Raw genomic sequence first — 14,540 nt, 5'->3', positions numbered from 1 at the left:
GTGTTCCGGACGTTCGCCGCAGCCATGAAGAGGATGGGGGGAAGGTGGCCGGCAGACGTGGGCCGCAGTACGGGCCGCCGAAGTCACCCGAGCCCCCTCGCCCGGCATGGGGTCACGGATGGAGCACGATCCCACCGACGAACTCCGCGTTCCATTTGGATCGCATCGCCTCGGCGTATTGCTCCAACGGAGAATGCTTCGCGACGAGCGGCCGGATGTTGCCCTCGTTCGCCCAGCGCAAGATCTGCTCGAGCCGCGGGGCGCGAATCGAGGGATCGTGCAGCGTCGAGATGGCCGCCGGGCAACCGAGCACGTCGAGGCCCTTCATCATGATGAGGTTCGTCGGGAGCACGTTGACGTTCGGCGCGCCGCGTTGCCCCTTGCCCCGCGCCACGAAAGGCGTCGAGGCCCATCCGACGATCAGGAACCGAGCGCCGAAACGCACGCATTTCAAGCTCTCGACCGATATTTCGCCGCCGACGCCATCGTACACGACGTCCACGCCCTCGCCGCCCGTCAACGCCTTCACGTCGGCGCGAAAGGCTCGAATGCCGCCGCCTTCGCCTTTGCAGTTGACGACGTGATCCGCGCCTTGCGCGGCCACGAGGGCGAGCTTCTCGTCGGAGCGACCCGTCGCGATCACCTTCGCGCCGAGGAGCTTGGCGATGTGCACCGCAGCGAGCCCGGTCGCGCCGGACGCGCCGTGGATGAGCACGCTCTCGCCCGCGCGGAGGCGCCCGCGCGTGACGAGGCAATGGTATGCCGTCTCGTAGTTTCCGAGCAGGTTACACGCCTCGTCGAACCCGAGCCCCTGGGGGATCCGGTGCACGGCCTCGAGCGGCGCGACGGCGTACGAGGCAAACCCCCCGTATTTCTGATACGCGCCCAGGGAACGCGGACCGGCGAGCAAGCCGTCCACGAGGACGGGATCCCCCACGGCCAAACGCCCCGCTGCTGCGGCCTCCTCGCCCATCCAGGCGATGACGCCCGCATACTCGAGGCCAGGACAGTACGGCGGTTGCGCCATGTGCTGGTACTGACCGCTCATCATCAAGAGATCGACCCAGCCGACGGACGCGCTTTTGACGGACACGATCACGTCACGCGCCGAGAGCGTCGCGGGATCGGGCGGAGGCATGTCCACGAGCGAGGTATGGCGCTCGAGGGCTTCGAGCGGGGTCTCGCCGAATTCGGCGACGACGACCCGTTTGCCGAGGGGAAGCGATGTGGGCGTTTCCAAACGATACCTCGATGCTCATTTCACCCGACCGGCAGGGCGGTCAGGGTTCGGAGGAATTTCTCCCGATCGTATCCGGTGATGATCCACGTGCCCGACCCCGGAGCAAGCCGGGAGCCCCAGGCGCCTTTTTCACGATAAAGCTCGACCTCGGCCCACGCGCCGATCGAGGGATCGATCGCGCAGCAGGCCGCCAAAGGATCATGGAACGCCTTGCCCCCCATGGCCTCCGGCGCCGACTCTTCGACCTCGGGCGGCGAGGGGCGGTTTTGGCGCTTTTCCCCCTTCTTTTCCAGATAGACGTCCATCCCCTGCCAGATCAGGCGGAGGGATGGGCTCTTGTCCTTCAACGTCTCGATCCGATCGTGCATCTCGTGGTCGTAAATCACGCCGTGGCACACGTTCTTCGAGACGAATCGACGGGCCCCGATCCCGGGATATCGCAGCGCCTCCAGCGCAGATTTGGGATCCCCATTGAGGTTGTAGGTCGGACAGGTGACCATCCCACGAAACTTCGGGAGCTGGCGTTCGGGCGGCACGACGCCCTCGCCGGCGAAGCCTCCTTGAACGACGATGCGTCCGACCTGGAAGCCGGGGAGCTTCATGGCGCCGCCCAGGTTTTTGAGCGGAGCGCCTGTGATCAAGGTGGTCGACGCGTCACAGACGGCGCGCAAGACCTCGGGGCCGGGCGCGGCGTCTCGCGAGGGCGGGATCTCGCCGTAGGCTTTGTAATGCCACGAAGACACACACACGCCCCGTGGCCCGTGCCGCCCCTCCCCCGGGCCCGTGCCTTCCCGGACCGATTTCGGTTGATGGTCGAGGTTGTACGCCCCCACCGGGATGTCCCGGCCAAACCAGCGGAGGGCCTGGCGCACCACCCCCACCTGATCGGGGGTGCCCGGCGTAATGGTCACCGCCTTGAGGTTGACCTCGGGGTGGCCGAGCAGGAGGAGCAGCGTGATGAAATCATCCGGATCCCCCGTCTCCATGTCCCACACGACGTCGAGCATGTTTCTTCCGGTCCCGCGGGGTGTGTTGGTTCGATCCATGAACTCTCTAGACGCGACGGCGCCGCCGCGCAAGGAGGAGCGAGGCGAGGCCGAGCGCCGCGAGGCTTCTGGCTGTGCTCGGTTAAGCCAAGGTCACCGTGGCGGTAGCGGGCGACGGGTTTCGTCGAGGGCGCGCAGTTCGAGGAGGGCGTGTATTGGGAGCCGGGGAGGTTCGCCTGTAAACGAGCAGCCTCGAATCACGCCACCTGCGCGAGCCGCTGCGGCGAGGCGCGCGCCAAGGATGTTCCGCGCGCGGGCTCCAGGAACTTTTTAGCAAGGGTGTGTACGAGCGCGTGTGCGCCTCGTAGCAGATACATCTATGTTGCAACATCAGACAGGCACGTTCATGATGGCCCCATGAACGCACGAGCAAGCTTTCCGTCGGACGCCACGCAGGCCGCATGCGCCGAGCCCGCCCGTCCGGAGCATCGAGCGCACGCCGAGAACGCCCATGAAGCTTGCTGCGCACACCACCACCACCATCCTCATCGTCATGCCGTGAAGGGCGGGTCTGGCCGCTCGTCCTTCCTCAGCGTGGTGCTCCCGGTCCTCGCCTGCGCCGTCTGCCCCACGTGCCTCGGCGCCTGGGCGCAGGCGCTCTCCGCCCTCGGCGTCGGCTTCGTGGTCACCGAGGCGCAGCACCACGCCCTGCTCGTCGTCGCGGTCGCGGTGACGCTCATGGTGAGCGTCCGTCGTTACGCGCGGACCCATCGCAAAGGCCCGCTTGCGCTCTCCCTCGCCGGCTCCGTCGGCCTCGTCGCGAGCCACCTCCTCGGAGAAATCGAAGCCCTCGCCTGGGCGTCGATCGGGGTCCTCGTGGCGGCGTCCATCTGGCAGCATCGCGCCTCGCCGAGCCACGCGCGCTTGGCAAAACAAGCCGCCTGAGCGCCCGGCGTAGCGAGCGCCCTCTGCCCAAAGCCCCTGTTCCTGTGGCATCACGCGGGCCTCCTGCGGCATGACGAGCGTGAGGACAACTTTAGTTGCAACAATGATACTTTTGTAATATAGAAGCGCTCGCATGATCAAGCTGCCCGAGCCCGGCCTCTACCGGACCACGAAACCCTACCCAGGCCAGGAGGAGGCGATCCCTGCCGGCGTCCTCGTGTACGTCGGCGCCGAGGACGGCGTCGCCTTCGTGGTTCGCCCCGGCCAGAACCGCCGGAACCGCTGGTTCTGGGGCAAACCCACCTACGTCCTCCGCTCCGCGAGCTGGGCCGAGTCGCTGATGCGCCTGCCTTCGGAGGGCTTTTACACGCTCCCCCACGACCTCACGCTCGACGGCGGCGGGCGCTGGCTGAAGAACGCGATCGTGCAGCTCGGATACAACGGAGAGGGGCGCGGGATCCTCTTCGTCGCTGAGGACCACGAAGGCGAACCGCACAACGTGCTCGTCTTCTCGGACCGCGGGGTGCTCGTGAGCGACGAGCTACTCACGAAGCTCACCTGGGCGCCGATCCTGCCGGTGCGCGCTGGAGCGCCCTCATGACAAATCTTGCGGCCCTCCCGCTCGAGCCAGCTCCCCGGCCGAGCAGCGCCGTCGTGCGCCGCGTCGCGGCTTAGGGGGCGCCCTCTCATCCTGCGCGCCGCAGGCGATCACGCGGTCGTGCGCCTCCGCCTCGTCACCAGCAAGATTCGCCGTGCAAACGCGGGCGACATCGTGCTCCTCAAAGAGGAGCGTTATCCGGGCAAGGAACGGGCGGCGGGACATCGATCGCCGCCGATCCAGGCGCTCGGACTCACCCGCGTGGCGCTCGTCGCGACGACCTAAGACAAGGGCTCGTGATCGCGCTCGCTCCCGCCGAGAACCGCATCGGTGCGTCCTGGCTTTGATGGAGCAAGTCGCATCTTAGTTGCAACTGCAATTTACGACTGCTAGGGTCTGCCCCGGACGCGGACGTCTCCCTCCTCCACGCTCGGCCCTCCTCAGCGAGCGATGGTGACGTCCGCGCCCTTTTCTTTTCCAAAGGAGCGTCATGCGAACTTTCAGGTGGATGCTGGTCGTGTCCCTCGTCATCGCTTTTGGCTGCGGGGACGGTGGGAGCAATGGCCAGGGCGGCGCCGGTGGCGAGGGTGGGACAGGCGGCCACGGCGGCGCCGGCGGTCAAGGCGGCCAGGGCGGGACGGGCGGCCAAGGCGGCCAGGGCGGAGCCGGCGGCGAGGGTGGCGCAGGCGGCGGAGCCGTCGCGCCTGCGTGCTTCACGGGCACGGCGACATGCAATCCTCTGACAAACCAGGGGTGCATGGGTGCCGGCGAAGCCTGCGACTTCGGCGAGAAACATGGGAAGCCAGGGTTCTATTGTTACCCACCTCCGAACGAGGCCAAGGAGGGGGAGGCGTGTAGCAATGCCAGCGGTCCGTTCTGCGCGCCGACGTTGCATTGCTATGGCACGTGCAAGAAGTTCTGCTGCGCAAGCACCGAGTGCGCCGAGGGCGAGACGTGCGAGCCGTTCGACGCGGCGCTCGGGACCCTCGGCTTCTGCCGTGATCCGAACGCCTGTTCACCCGCGGGCGGGCCGTGCCAGAAGCCCGAGGATTGCTGCTCGATGGATTGCCACGTGGATCATTGCCACTGAGCGGCTCCTCAGTGCGCGCCGGGCGCGAGGTCGATGTTCCTCGCGTCGAGCCCGAGCACCACGACCCCGCTCGGCGCGCCTCCGATGACGTGCCGCTCGACCATCACGAGCGGCTCGACGTCGATCTCCAGGACCTCCCCCGAGCCAGGCGCCGTCACGAACGCGCGATCGGGCGTGAGCGCGAGCCCGTGCCTCGGCCCCTGGCCCTCGCAGGCAAACGGCGGAACGACGCCGTCGAGCGACGTGATCGCGCCTGTCGCGAGTTCGATCCGCCGAAGGGCGCCGTCGCTCGTCAAGGCGAAGAGCGCCTCGCCGCGCGGCTCGGTCCCGAAGAGGCACATCTCTGCGCCCACGTCGAAGCGCGCCGAGGCTCCCGTGGCTGCATCGATACGAAACACCGCCGAGGGGCCGAGATCGCCGACGACGAAGCCGCTCGGGCCATGCCCCACCAATGTGCGCGCGCGCCCGTCTCCGGGATAGGGCCATTTGGTGCCGACCATGCCCCCGCCGCCCTCGGCAGGCTCCACGACGAGCACGCCGTCCTCGCATGCGAAGGCCACGCGGCGGTCGATGGGCGCCGCCCCCGAAAGCGCGGGGCAGCCCGGCATGATCACCTCCGCGCTGCCGCTGTCGTTCACGAACGAGACGCCCTCGGCTTGCCCTTCCGGATCGCCCGGAAGGGGGCGCGTGAGGAGGGCTCCTCCTTCCACGGCCGCCGCCGCCCCGTGGTGGGGTGCCTCAGCGACAAACCACCTCGGCACCGGCGTCTCGCCGCGAATCCGTAGCTCCTCCTCCGAGACCACGGCGGCTTGCGCAGGTGTCCCGTCCGCCGCCGATCCCTCGAAGAAGAGCGTGACCTGCCCTGCGCTGGAGACAACGGCCCCCGGCGCCGCGCCCTCGATCGTGAACTCGTGCCGGCTCGGCTCGAATTTGTAGATGTGGAGGTGGTCGTCGTGCGGCGCGACGGACACGCCCGCGCGCAGGAAATACCCTTCGTCGCGCCCTGGGGAGACCAGCACCGCGAAATCGCCGGACTCCGTCGCGTGCATCGATACGGGGCCGTCCCCTGGGAGCGTGGCGATCCACGCGTCCTCTTCGACATCGAAGATCGAGACTGCGCCCGAAACGCCGTCCGCGACGGCCACCCGCGCGCGACGCCACGACGGGTGGCGGGCCTCGACGGCCGCCGCGGGGCCCGCGCCTTCGTCGTCGGGGCCACACGCCGCCCCCAGGAGCGCGGCCAGGACGAACCCGAAGCGCGACAAACCCGCACGTTTTGCGTGACAAAACCGGTCGAACATTCGTCCGCTCTTATCACGTACGGATTGTTGTTGCAACTTGGATACTTCAACAGTACAGAGCATCCACCGTGACCCTCGGTTCGTCTGGGAAAGGACAGGCCCCGATCTGGGCTCGTGTCGCGAGGCGCGGCGCGTGCCGTCTCGTGCCATTGGTGCTCGCCTGCGCGCCCGGGCTCGCGTCTGCGGACGAGCTGTCGTCGCCGCGGGTAAAGGACGCGCCCGAGCCGGCGTGGCCCGCGGCGCGCGTGGACCGCAGCGAGGCGATCGTCCCGCTCCTGGTCACGGTGAAGGCGGACGGGACCGTCGGGAAGGTCGAGGCGCAGGCGAGCGGCGATCCCGAGCTCGAAAGCGCCGCGATCCAGGCCGCCCTGCGCTGGACGTTCGAGCCCGCCACGCGAGGGGGCCGGCCCATCGCCGCGAAGATCAAGGTCGCCGTGCGGTTCGTCGGAGAAGAACCCCGCGCTCTGTCCGCGCCCCTCGCGACGAACGTGCCGGCCGGCGTGTACGTGGGGCCGCCGCGCAAGAATGCGAGCACGAATGCGCCCATCAGCGAGCCGAAAAAGCCGGCGTTGCCGGCGACGAGCAGGCCGGACGAGCGCGGGGAGCCACGCGGCGAGGTGGTCGTGCTCGGCCCGTCCCGGCCCCCGCCGCCCAGCGCGGCGGGGGATCACCGCGTCCGCGTGGGGCAGCTCGTCGACGTGCCGCGGCGCTCGGCCGAGCAATTGCTGACGCTGGCGCCCGGGTTTCTCCTGCAAAACCACGGCGGCGAAGGGCATCCGTCGGCCATCTTCCTGCGGGGCTTCAGCGCGGCCGAGGGGCAGGACCTCGAGATGTCCGTGGGCGGCGTCCCGCTGAACGAGCCGTCGAACGCGCACGGCCACGGATACGCCGATACGCATTTCGTGATCCCGGAGCTCGTGGAGGAGCTGCGCGTGGTGGAGGGCCCCTTCGACCCGCGTCAGGGCGATTTCGCGGTCGCGGGCTCGGTCGAATACACGCTCGGGGCGGGGCGGGGGATCGTCGCGCAGGCGGGGCTCGGCTCGTTCGGCGCGAAGCGGCTCCTCCTGCTCTGGGGCCCCGGGGGCGCGCCGCGCGGCACGTTCGTCGGCTTCTCCGTGACCGACAGCGACGGGTTCGGGCGAAACCGCGCGAGCACGGCGGCCCGCGCGATGGCGCAATACGAGCATCGCCTCGGCGCGGGGAGGCGGCTCGTCGCGCTCGTCTCGGCGTACACCACGCGTTTCGACGGCGCCGGTGTGGTGCGTCAGGACGATTTCGAGGCGCGCAGCCTCGACTGCCCCAAGGACCACGACAGCCAGTTCTTCTGCACCTACGACCCGAACCAGGGCGGGGCGACGGCGCGGCTCGACGCGTCCCTCCGATTCGAGCACAAGGGCCCCCGCGAGGAGCATACACACCAGGTCTTCGCCACGATCCGAAAGACCCGGCTCCGCGAAAACTTCACCGGGTTCGTCACGGACGTGCGTCCCTCGGGCGAACCGCAGCGCGGAGACGGGGTCGAGCAAATGTACGATACGACGACGTTCGGCGCGCGGGGGAGTTTTACGCGAACCGTGGACGTGTGGGGACACAGGCAATCGCTGGAGCTCGGTTATTTCGCGCGACACGATCGGGGCGACACCCTGCAACGGAGGCTCCGGCGGGTGGGGGGCGTGCCCTACCGTGTGGATTTCGAGAGCGGCATCGCGATCACGAATATCGCGGGATACGCAGCGGGCAAGCTCCGGCCCGCATCGTGGCTCACGCTCCGCGGCGGGATCCGGCTCGATACCTTTGGCTTCGCGGTCGAGGATCGGAACAAGCCCGAGAAGGATCGCAGCGGCCCGCGGGAGCCGTCGGATACGATCGAGGCCTTCGGGCTCACGCTCGGGCCCCGCGCTTCGGTGGAGATCAACCTCGCGCAGGGGCTCGCGTGGATGACGAGTTACGGCGCCGGATCGCGATCGAGCGACGCGCAGGCGCTCTCGGACGGCGAGAGTGCGCCGTTTGCCCGGGTCGATGCCTTCGAGACGGGCGTGGTCTTCGAGCGATCCGAGGGGAGGACCCTCGACGTATCGGCGCGCGCCCTCGCCTATTTCACGCGGGTAGATCGGGATCTCGTCTTCGACGCGGCACGCGGGCGGAATGTCCTCGTGGGGACGTCGAACCGGTTTGGCGCGTCCATCTCGGGGAGGCTCACGTCACGCGCGGGCATCGACACGCAAGGGAGCTTGACGTACGCCGAGGCCTACCTGCCCGAGGCGGGCGCGCCGTGGTATGCACTCACGAGCGGCAAGCGGCTCCCCTACATCCCCCGCTGGGTGGCGCGGCTCGATACCTCGCTCCGCAAGGATCTCCGGATCTCGGGCGTGCGTCTCCGCGCCACGGGCGCGCTCGGGACGACGTACGTGGCGCCGCGGCCCCTGCCGCTCGAGCAGTTCGGCCACGAGATCTTTACGGTCGATGTCGCGGCGCGCCTCCGGTATCGCTTCGTCGAGGTGGGAATCGAGGCGACAAACGTGCTCGATCGGCGCAACCGCGCGGCCGAGTTCAATTACGCGTCGAATTTCAGCTTGCCCGACGCGCCGGCCTCGCGGCTCGCGCACCCGCATTTCGCGGCGGCGTCGCCGCGCCAGATCCTCGGGACGATCCGTTTCCATCTGGAGGCGGCCAAGGGCGAGGAGGAGGCAGGACGATGAACCCGGATGCTCGTTTCGCGCTCGTGGTGCTTGCCTTCGGCAGCCTCGGCTCCGCCGGCTGTGACCTGCCGAGCGGAACCGGCGGGCGCGCGATAGAATTCGAAATGCGGCTCGGCGGGGCGCGATCGCCCGGGCTCCCGCCCGGCTCGTTCGAGACGAGCACCGGCTGGAAGGTCGAGCTCGGCGAGGCCGTGGTGGCGCTCGGGCCCATCTACGTCCACGAAAATCCGCCGCCGCTCGCGGAGTTCGGCGCGCCGAGGGGCAACGGTTTGTCCGGCATGCTGTGGGACGTGCTCGTCCCCGACGCGCGCGCCCACGCGGGTGACCAGCATTTCGACGGCGGCGAGGTCAAAGGGGAATGGCTGGGTCAGCTCGCCTTCGACGTGCTCGACCCCGGCGGCGTGTATATCGGCCCCGTGCCGGGAACGGAGGGGCGCGCGCGTTCCCTCTCGATCCGGCTCGATCCGCCGCGCGCGTCCATCGGAGGCGACGGCGGCGCCTTGCGCGGTCATCACGCGTACGTGGTCGGCGTGGCGGAGAAGGACGGGCTCGTCGTCCCCTTCGAAGGGGGGCTCGATATCGAGGACGAGGGCACGAAGCGCAGCGTCGACGGCATTCCTCTCGACGTGTCGCTCGTCGACGGGGCCGCCGTGGGGATCGTGATCCACCCGAGCGCATGGTTCGACGGTGCCCATTTCGACCGGCTGACGAAGAAGAACGCGGCGGGTCGGTTCGTGATCACGCCCGAGAGCCAGGTGCGAACGGCCTGGTTCCTGGGCGCCAGAAGTTTCTCCGCATTCTCGGCGGAGACGAGCGACGCGCGTTGAGGCGGATCCGCCGCCCCTCGGCGCGTCCTATCGGAGGATATACGATGAAAACGATGGTGGGGTTTGTCTTTTCTCTTCTCTCTGCGATGGTGGTCGGCTGCGGCGGTGAGGACACCTCGAGCGGCGCAGGCACGCTCGCCATCCGGATCACGGGCGAGGACGCGGCGAAGACGGGGTTCCCTGTCGAGGAGGAGGGGGAGGCCATTGCTTTCGCGGACGGGTGGACCGTGCAGTTCTCGAAGGTGCTCGTCTCGTTCGGGGCGCTCGACGTGCGCGGCGCGGACGGCGCGGTGGCGATCGAATCGAGGGAGCGGTGGGTGGCAGATCTCCACGCCGGAGACGCATCCTTACCGGTGTTCGAGGGGATCGAGGCGAGGCGCTGGGACCGGTTCAGGTACGAGATCGCCGCGCCCGACGCGAGCGCCGTGGCGCTCGACGGTGTCGCCGAGGCCGAAGTGCAGGCCATGATCGACGGAACATTCAATTATTGGCTCGAGGGGACCGCGACGAAGGCGGGCGACACATACACGTTCGCCTGGGGCCTTGCGAACCCGACACGGAACGCGAACTGCACGAATGGGCTCGACGGGACGGACGGGGTGGTGATCCGGAGCAATACGACGACCGAAGCGGAGATCACGATTCACCTCGACCATCTCTTCTGGGACACGCTCGGCACCGAGGAGGCGTCGCTCCGCTTCGATGCGCTCGCGGCGGCCGCCGGTACCGACAAAGAAATTTCGCTCGATGATCTCGCGACGCAGAAGTTGTCGGACCTGAAAGGACTCGACGGGATGCCGCTCGTGGACGCCGAGGGCAAGCCTATCGTCTACAACCCCGGGAGCGTTCCGCTCGCCTCTCAGGATCTCCTGTCCTTCCTGCTCGCGTCGTCGGCGTCGATGGGCCACCTCAACGGCGAGGGGCTCTGCACCGTCAGCGCGCTTTGACATATGCGAAAACGCCGTCCAGGGGGGCCGCGACGTCTTTGTGTTCCCGTTCATGCGTCCTCGAACGCACGACATCTTCATCGACGTGTTCGCCGCATCGATCGCCGAGATGCGCCACAATCGTCAAAGCGCAAGGGCTCGATTTTCGAGTCGCCCTCATGGCTCCGTCGGAGAAGCCATCCGCGCCGTCCCGACGGCCCGAGGACCACGTCGAGGTAGCCTGACGTCGTGAGGACCTCGCGCGCTGGCGGAAGGCGGATCGACGTGCGCAGTTCGCGTTCACCTCGCCCCCACCGCCGCCTTCAGCCGCGGCGTACTTACCTTTCGAGCTCTGGAGGACGACGCTGTCACCGCTGTGGATGACGCCTGTGCCGCCGCTCTTCCCGATGCGGAACGTCTCCCTGGCGCGCTAGGGCTCGTGCGGTTGGCTTCCAGCGTGCTACCGCAGATCCAAGCGTGAAGTTCGTTCTGCCACGGTTCGGGCGCGAGGACGCCGTCCTGTTCGTCATGACGACGAGCATTACGCTCGCCTACTGCATCACGCACGACCACCTGACCGCGACGCTCTCGCCGGAGTATTTCCTCTTCGGCAAGGACCTCGCGAGCGACCCACGCCCGTTCCGATGGGCCGTGACGGCGCTCGCGGCCAAGGCGTCCTGGCCGCTGGGTCTGCTCGCCGGCATGGCGCTTCGGTTCGCAAACGAGCCGTCCGAGCGGCTCCCGCAGCGGCTGCCCCTTCGACGATTGCTCCACTTCGTGGCCATTCCCATGGTGACGGCGACGCTCGCCGCGCTGCTGCTCGGTACGTCGCCGATGAGCATCGATCCGTTGGATCAACGCACTGTTGCAGAGATGCTCGCCGGCTCGACACACGCCGCGGCGTTCGTGCGGGTGTGGCGTGTGCACATCGGCTCGTATGTCGGAGGCGCGCTCGGATTGCTGCTCGCCGTGGCTCTCGTGAGGCTGCAACGAGGGCGACGCCGAGACGGCCGCTGAAGCCGCCCTCTTCCGCCCGGCGCGACGCTGCGCTATCACGATCGCGGAGCCTTGCCCCATGCCCACGCCGCACACCGCGGATGCCACGCCGAGCATCTTCGCGCTTCCGCCCCCTGATCTCTCGACGCAGATCGACTTTTGCTGGGCGACGAAACGCAGCGGCGGTTCGGGCACGACGTTTCACGAGTTTTTCCCCGACGCTGGCGCACACCTCATCTTCCGCCATTCTCCCGCCGGCTGTCGAATGGTGCTGGTCGGGCCTGCCACCGAACGCGCCACCGTCGAACGCGTCGCCGGTGGCGAGTACCTTGGCATCCGCTTCCGGGCCGGCCAGGCGCCGCGTTTCGCGGACGTTCGCTCCTCGGAGCTCACCGACGGATGCGTCGAGGTGACGCGGGTCCGAGGCATCCCGATCGAATCGCTGGCCGAGCAATTGCGCGCGCTGCCGGACCTCGGCTCGCGGCAACGCGCGTTTGCGAATCTGGTCAGGGACGCCGCGCCGCCGCTCGTCACGGATGCCCGCTGCCGCAGGGCCACGCTCCTCCTCGAAGCGCACGGAGGTCAGCTCCGGGTCGACGCGCTCGCGGACGCACTCGGTCTCCACACGCGCAGCCTGGAGCGCCTGTTCCTCGACCAGTTTGGAATGACGCCCAAGCGGATGGCCCGGCTCGTCCGCCTCCGCAACGTCCTCGGCGCGCTGCATAGCGGCGCCTTCGCGACGCTCGCCGAACTCGCCCAGACGTGCGGTTACGCGGACCAGCCGCACCTGATCCGGGACTTCAAGACGCTGACCGATCGCCTTCCCGGCGAGAAAGGCGCGCACCGGAGCCGGCAGCTCGTGCGCGCCGATACGCGGATCGTCCACCGGGTTCGCCCGTAGCCCTCCGCGGGCTCGCGCGGCGTGTCGCATTTTCACAATACGGCCCGCCGGGCGCGCGCTAGGACGGGGCGACCAGCTCGGAAGGAGACCCCCATGCAAGCTTCGGAGGAACGAGAGCCGTCGAAGGGAACGGCAATGCTGTCGGGTGATTCACGCCCGGTGGTGGTGAAAACGCGGCGCGGCGACGTCGAATGCGCCTTTCTCGGCCATGGCCCTCCGGTGCTCGCGCTCCACGGCGCCATGGGTGGCTACGATCAGGCGCTGCTCCTCGCGCGCACCGCGGGGGTTCCGGGCTTCCGGTATGTCGCGCCCTCTCGCCCCGGTTACCTCGGGACGCGCCTCGCGCTCGGGCGAGCCCCCGCGGAGCAGGCCGATCTCTACCGCGATCTCCTCGATGCGCTCGGAATCGAACGAGTCGCCGTGATGGCCATCTCCGGCGGCGGCCCGTCTGCGCTCCAGTTTGCCCTCAGCCATCCGGATCGCTGCGGGGGACTCGTCATCCTTTCGTCCGTCTGCACCCGCGTCGAGACACGATTGCCGCTCGCGTGGTACCTCATGCGGATCACCGCGCGCTGCGGCCCGCTCGTCGCCGCCATGCGGAGAAAGGCCGAGCAGGATCCGGAACGATCGGCGCGCCGCTCGATTCTGGATCCGATCGTGCGCGCACGCACGCTCGCGGATCCCGAGGCGGGCCCGCTCTTGCGCGAGTTGCAGCGCAGCTCGTTCGATCGAATGCAGCTCCGGCTCCCGGGCTCGGAGAACGACGTCGCCGTAACCCGTCGCGATCAAGGGTTTGCCCTGGAACGAATCACGGCGCCGCTCCTCGTCGTGCACGGGACGAGCGACAAAGCGGCACCCTTTGCGCAAGCGCAAATCCTCGCGGCCCGCGTTCCCGGGGCCGAACTCCTCGCCATCGAACAAGGCGAGCACGTCTGCATTTTTACCGATCGCGACAAGGTCCGGGCGCGTGTGGGATCGTTTCTCCGCGCACACGCGCCCGCGGAATCGGCGACGACGCCTTCCTCATGAACGAGCGAGCGCCACGATCACCTCGTCGATGGGTGTCTTTCCCTCGACCAGGCGGTCGCCCCGCGGGGCAATGGCGCCGCTCCCGAAACCACGGTACATCTCGGCATAGACCTCCGCGAGGTGCTGTGGCACCCCGGCATGCACGAGCGTACTCACATAGGCATCTGGCGGAACATCGACGATCTGGAGGGGCTTGCCGAGCGCGGCCCCGAGCTTCTCGGCGATCTGCCGCGCTGAATACGCGGGCCCCTGCAGATCGATGTTCTCGCTCTTCTGCCCACCTTCAAGCAGCGACGTTGCGGCGAGCGCGCCAATGTCCTTGGTGGCAATCTGCGGGACGGGGAAATCGGCCGACGGGTTGAAGTTCGGGAAGATCCCAGCATTCCGCGCCGGCACGAGCGAGTTCGCGACGTTCTCCTGGAAGGAACCCGCTCGAATCGCGGTGAGCGTGGTGCCCGTCGCGCGGAGCGCATTCTCCAGGTAATGAAGGCCCTTGATGGGCCCCGTGCCGTCCGGCAAATCTGCGCCCACAGAGGAAAGGAGGACGACGTGCGGAACGCCGCTCGCCTTCACCGCGGCGGCGATGCCATCCGCGGTCTCACGCTGATAAGCATAAAAATCCGGCGCTGCATAATTCGGCGGAAGGAGCACGGAAAAGCCTCGCGCGCCTGCGAGCGCGGCGGCGAGCGCGTCCTTGTCCCCGAGCGCGACGACCGCGACCTCCGCGCCCTTCTTGGACCATGCAGCGCCCTTCGCCGCGTCGCGCACGAGGACCTTGACGTTCTGTCCTTTGGCAAGCAGCTCCGCTGCGACGACCGAACCGACGTTACCCGTCACGCCTGCGACCACGAAAGACATTCTGGACTCCTTTCGATGCACCTCTCCCGAGACATCATCCTACATAGCGGACACACGTCCGTTATGTAAGACGTTTCCAGCAACGGCTCGGCGCACGGAACGCGGGGCCCTCGTCGCGCCGATCAGGTCGCTTGACCGAGGCGA

At 68.3% G+C, this 14,540-nt stretch carries 14 protein-coding genes; 10 read left to right on the top strand and 4 right to left on the bottom strand.

The window, feature by feature from the left end:
- Nucleotides 1-112: 112 nt before the first annotated feature.
- Both E8A74_RS39425 and E8A74_RS39420 read right to left on the bottom strand, forming a co-directional pair.
- Nucleotides 113-1,240 carry an NADPH:quinone oxidoreductase family protein gene (locus tag E8A74_RS39425; protein ID WP_136934268.1) on the bottom strand — a complete coding sequence of 376 codons (1,128 nt, stop codon included), beginning with the start codon at nt 1,238-1,240 and terminating at the stop codon, nt 113-115.
- Nucleotides 1,241-1,260: 20 nt separating this feature from the next.
- Nucleotides 1,261-2,247 (bottom strand): nucleoside hydrolase, encoded by a 987-nt coding sequence (locus tag E8A74_RS39420; protein WP_136934267.1) that lies wholly within the window; start codon nt 2,245-2,247, stop codon nt 1,261-1,263.
- A gap of 537 nt (nt 2,248-2,784) precedes the next feature.
- Between E8A74_RS39420 and E8A74_RS39415 the strand changes: the two genes are divergently transcribed.
- From E8A74_RS39415 to E8A74_RS54295, 4 genes are all read left to right on the top strand, one after another.
- On the top strand, nt 2,785-3,171 hold the full coding sequence (locus E8A74_RS39415) for a MerC family mercury resistance protein (RefSeq protein ID WP_136934266.1): 387 nt from the start codon (nt 2,785-2,787) through the stop codon (nt 3,169-3,171).
- Between the two features lie 133 nt (nt 3,172-3,304).
- Entirely contained in the window at nt 3,305-3,772 is a 468-nt protein-coding gene (locus E8A74_RS39410; RefSeq protein ID WP_136934265.1) for a hypothetical protein, read from the top strand.
- A gap of 117 nt (nt 3,773-3,889) precedes the next feature.
- Complete coding sequence (locus tag E8A74_RS53250) at nt 3,890-4,054, top strand: DUF1826 domain-containing protein (protein ID WP_170229711.1); 165 nt, start codon at nt 3,890-3,892, stop codon at nt 4,052-4,054.
- Nucleotides 4,055-4,259: 205 nt separating this feature from the next.
- On the top strand, nt 4,260-4,859 hold the full coding sequence (locus E8A74_RS54295; protein ID WP_211365556.1) for a hypothetical protein: 600 nt from the start codon (nt 4,260-4,262) through the stop codon (nt 4,857-4,859).
- 8 nt (nt 4,860-4,867) lie between these two features.
- On the opposite strand, the gene E8A74_RS39395 is transcribed toward E8A74_RS54295, so the two are convergent.
- Nucleotides 4,868-6,160, bottom strand: a complete 1,293-nt coding sequence (locus E8A74_RS39395) for a YncE family protein (protein WP_136934263.1) — start codon at nt 6,158-6,160, stop codon at nt 4,868-4,870.
- Nucleotides 6,161-6,303: 143 nt separating this feature from the next.
- On the opposite strand from E8A74_RS39395, the gene E8A74_RS39390 reads away from it, so the two are divergent.
- From E8A74_RS39390 to E8A74_RS39365, 6 genes are all read left to right on the top strand, one after another.
- Complete coding sequence (locus E8A74_RS39390) at nt 6,304-8,859, top strand: TonB-dependent receptor domain-containing protein (RefSeq protein WP_232379951.1); 2,556 nt, start codon at nt 6,304-6,306, stop codon at nt 8,857-8,859.
- Complete coding sequence (locus tag E8A74_RS39385) at nt 8,856-9,686, top strand: hypothetical protein (protein ID WP_136934262.1); 831 nt, start codon at nt 8,856-8,858, stop codon at nt 9,684-9,686. Before E8A74_RS39390 ends, E8A74_RS39385 begins: the two co-directional genes overlap by 4 nt.
- Nucleotides 9,687-9,730: 44 nt before the next feature.
- Nucleotides 9,731-10,633 (top strand): hypothetical protein, encoded by a 903-nt coding sequence (locus E8A74_RS39380; protein ID WP_136934261.1) that lies wholly within the window; start codon nt 9,731-9,733, stop codon nt 10,631-10,633.
- A gap of 456 nt (nt 10,634-11,089) precedes the next feature.
- Nucleotides 11,090-11,629, top strand: coding sequence for a hypothetical protein (locus E8A74_RS39375; protein WP_136934260.1), 540 nt, complete (start codon nt 11,090-11,092; stop codon nt 11,627-11,629).
- A 58-nt stretch (nt 11,630-11,687) separates the two neighbouring features.
- Nucleotides 11,688-12,509, top strand: a complete 822-nt coding sequence (locus E8A74_RS39370; RefSeq protein WP_136934259.1) for a helix-turn-helix domain-containing protein — start codon at nt 11,688-11,690, stop codon at nt 12,507-12,509.
- Nucleotides 12,510-12,602: 93 nt separating this feature from the next.
- Complete coding sequence (locus E8A74_RS39365) at nt 12,603-13,538, top strand: alpha/beta fold hydrolase (protein ID WP_211365555.1); 936 nt, start codon at nt 12,603-12,605, stop codon at nt 13,536-13,538.
- Here the strand turns inward: E8A74_RS39365 and E8A74_RS39360 are convergent.
- A complete protein-coding gene (locus E8A74_RS39360) occupies nt 13,533-14,396 on the bottom strand; it encodes an NmrA family NAD(P)-binding protein (protein ID WP_136934258.1) in 864 nt (287 codons plus the stop codon). The two genes, E8A74_RS39365 and E8A74_RS39360, sit on opposite strands and share 6 nt — an antisense overlap.
- Nucleotides 14,397-14,540 lie beyond the last annotated feature (144 nt).

It is taken from the genome of Polyangium fumosum (assembly GCF_005144585.1).
Taxonomy (GTDB): domain Bacteria; phylum Myxococcota_A; class Polyangia; order Polyangiales; family Polyangiaceae; genus Polyangium; species Polyangium fumosum.
The sequence above is the reverse complement of the archived record's forward strand: the minus strand, read 5'-3'. Positions and strand labels throughout refer to the sequence as shown.

Bases quoted from the DNA above. Each gene is read 5' to 3' on its own strand.
- E8A74_RS39420 (WP_136934267.1), bottom strand. From the start codon at position 2,247: ATGCTCGACGTCGTGTGGGACATGGAGACGGGGGATCCGGATGATTTC.
- E8A74_RS39410 (WP_136934265.1), top strand. From the start codon at position 3,305: ATGATCAAGCTGCCCGAGCCCGGCCTCTACCGGACCACGAAACCCTAC.
- E8A74_RS54295 (WP_211365556.1), top strand. From the start codon at position 4,260: ATGCGAACTTTCAGGTGGATGCTGGTCGTGTCCCTCGTCATCGCTTTT.
- E8A74_RS39395 (WP_136934263.1), bottom strand. From the start codon at position 6,160: ATGTTCGACCGGTTTTGTCACGCAAAACGTGCGGGTTTGTCGCGCTTC.
- E8A74_RS39385 (WP_136934262.1), top strand. From the start codon at position 8,856: ATGAACCCGGATGCTCGTTTCGCGCTCGTGGTGCTTGCCTTCGGCAGC.
- E8A74_RS39380 (WP_136934261.1), top strand. From the start codon at position 9,731: ATGAAAACGATGGTGGGGTTTGTCTTTTCTCTTCTCTCTGCGATGGTG.
- E8A74_RS39370 (WP_136934259.1), top strand. From the start codon at position 11,688: ATGCCCACGCCGCACACCGCGGATGCCACGCCGAGCATCTTCGCGCTT.
- E8A74_RS39365 (WP_211365555.1), top strand. From the start codon at position 12,603: ATGCAAGCTTCGGAGGAACGAGAGCCGTCGAAGGGAACGGCAATGCTG.
- E8A74_RS39360 (WP_136934258.1), bottom strand. From the start codon at position 14,396: ATGTCTTTCGTGGTCGCAGGCGTGACGGGTAACGTCGGTTCGGTCGTC.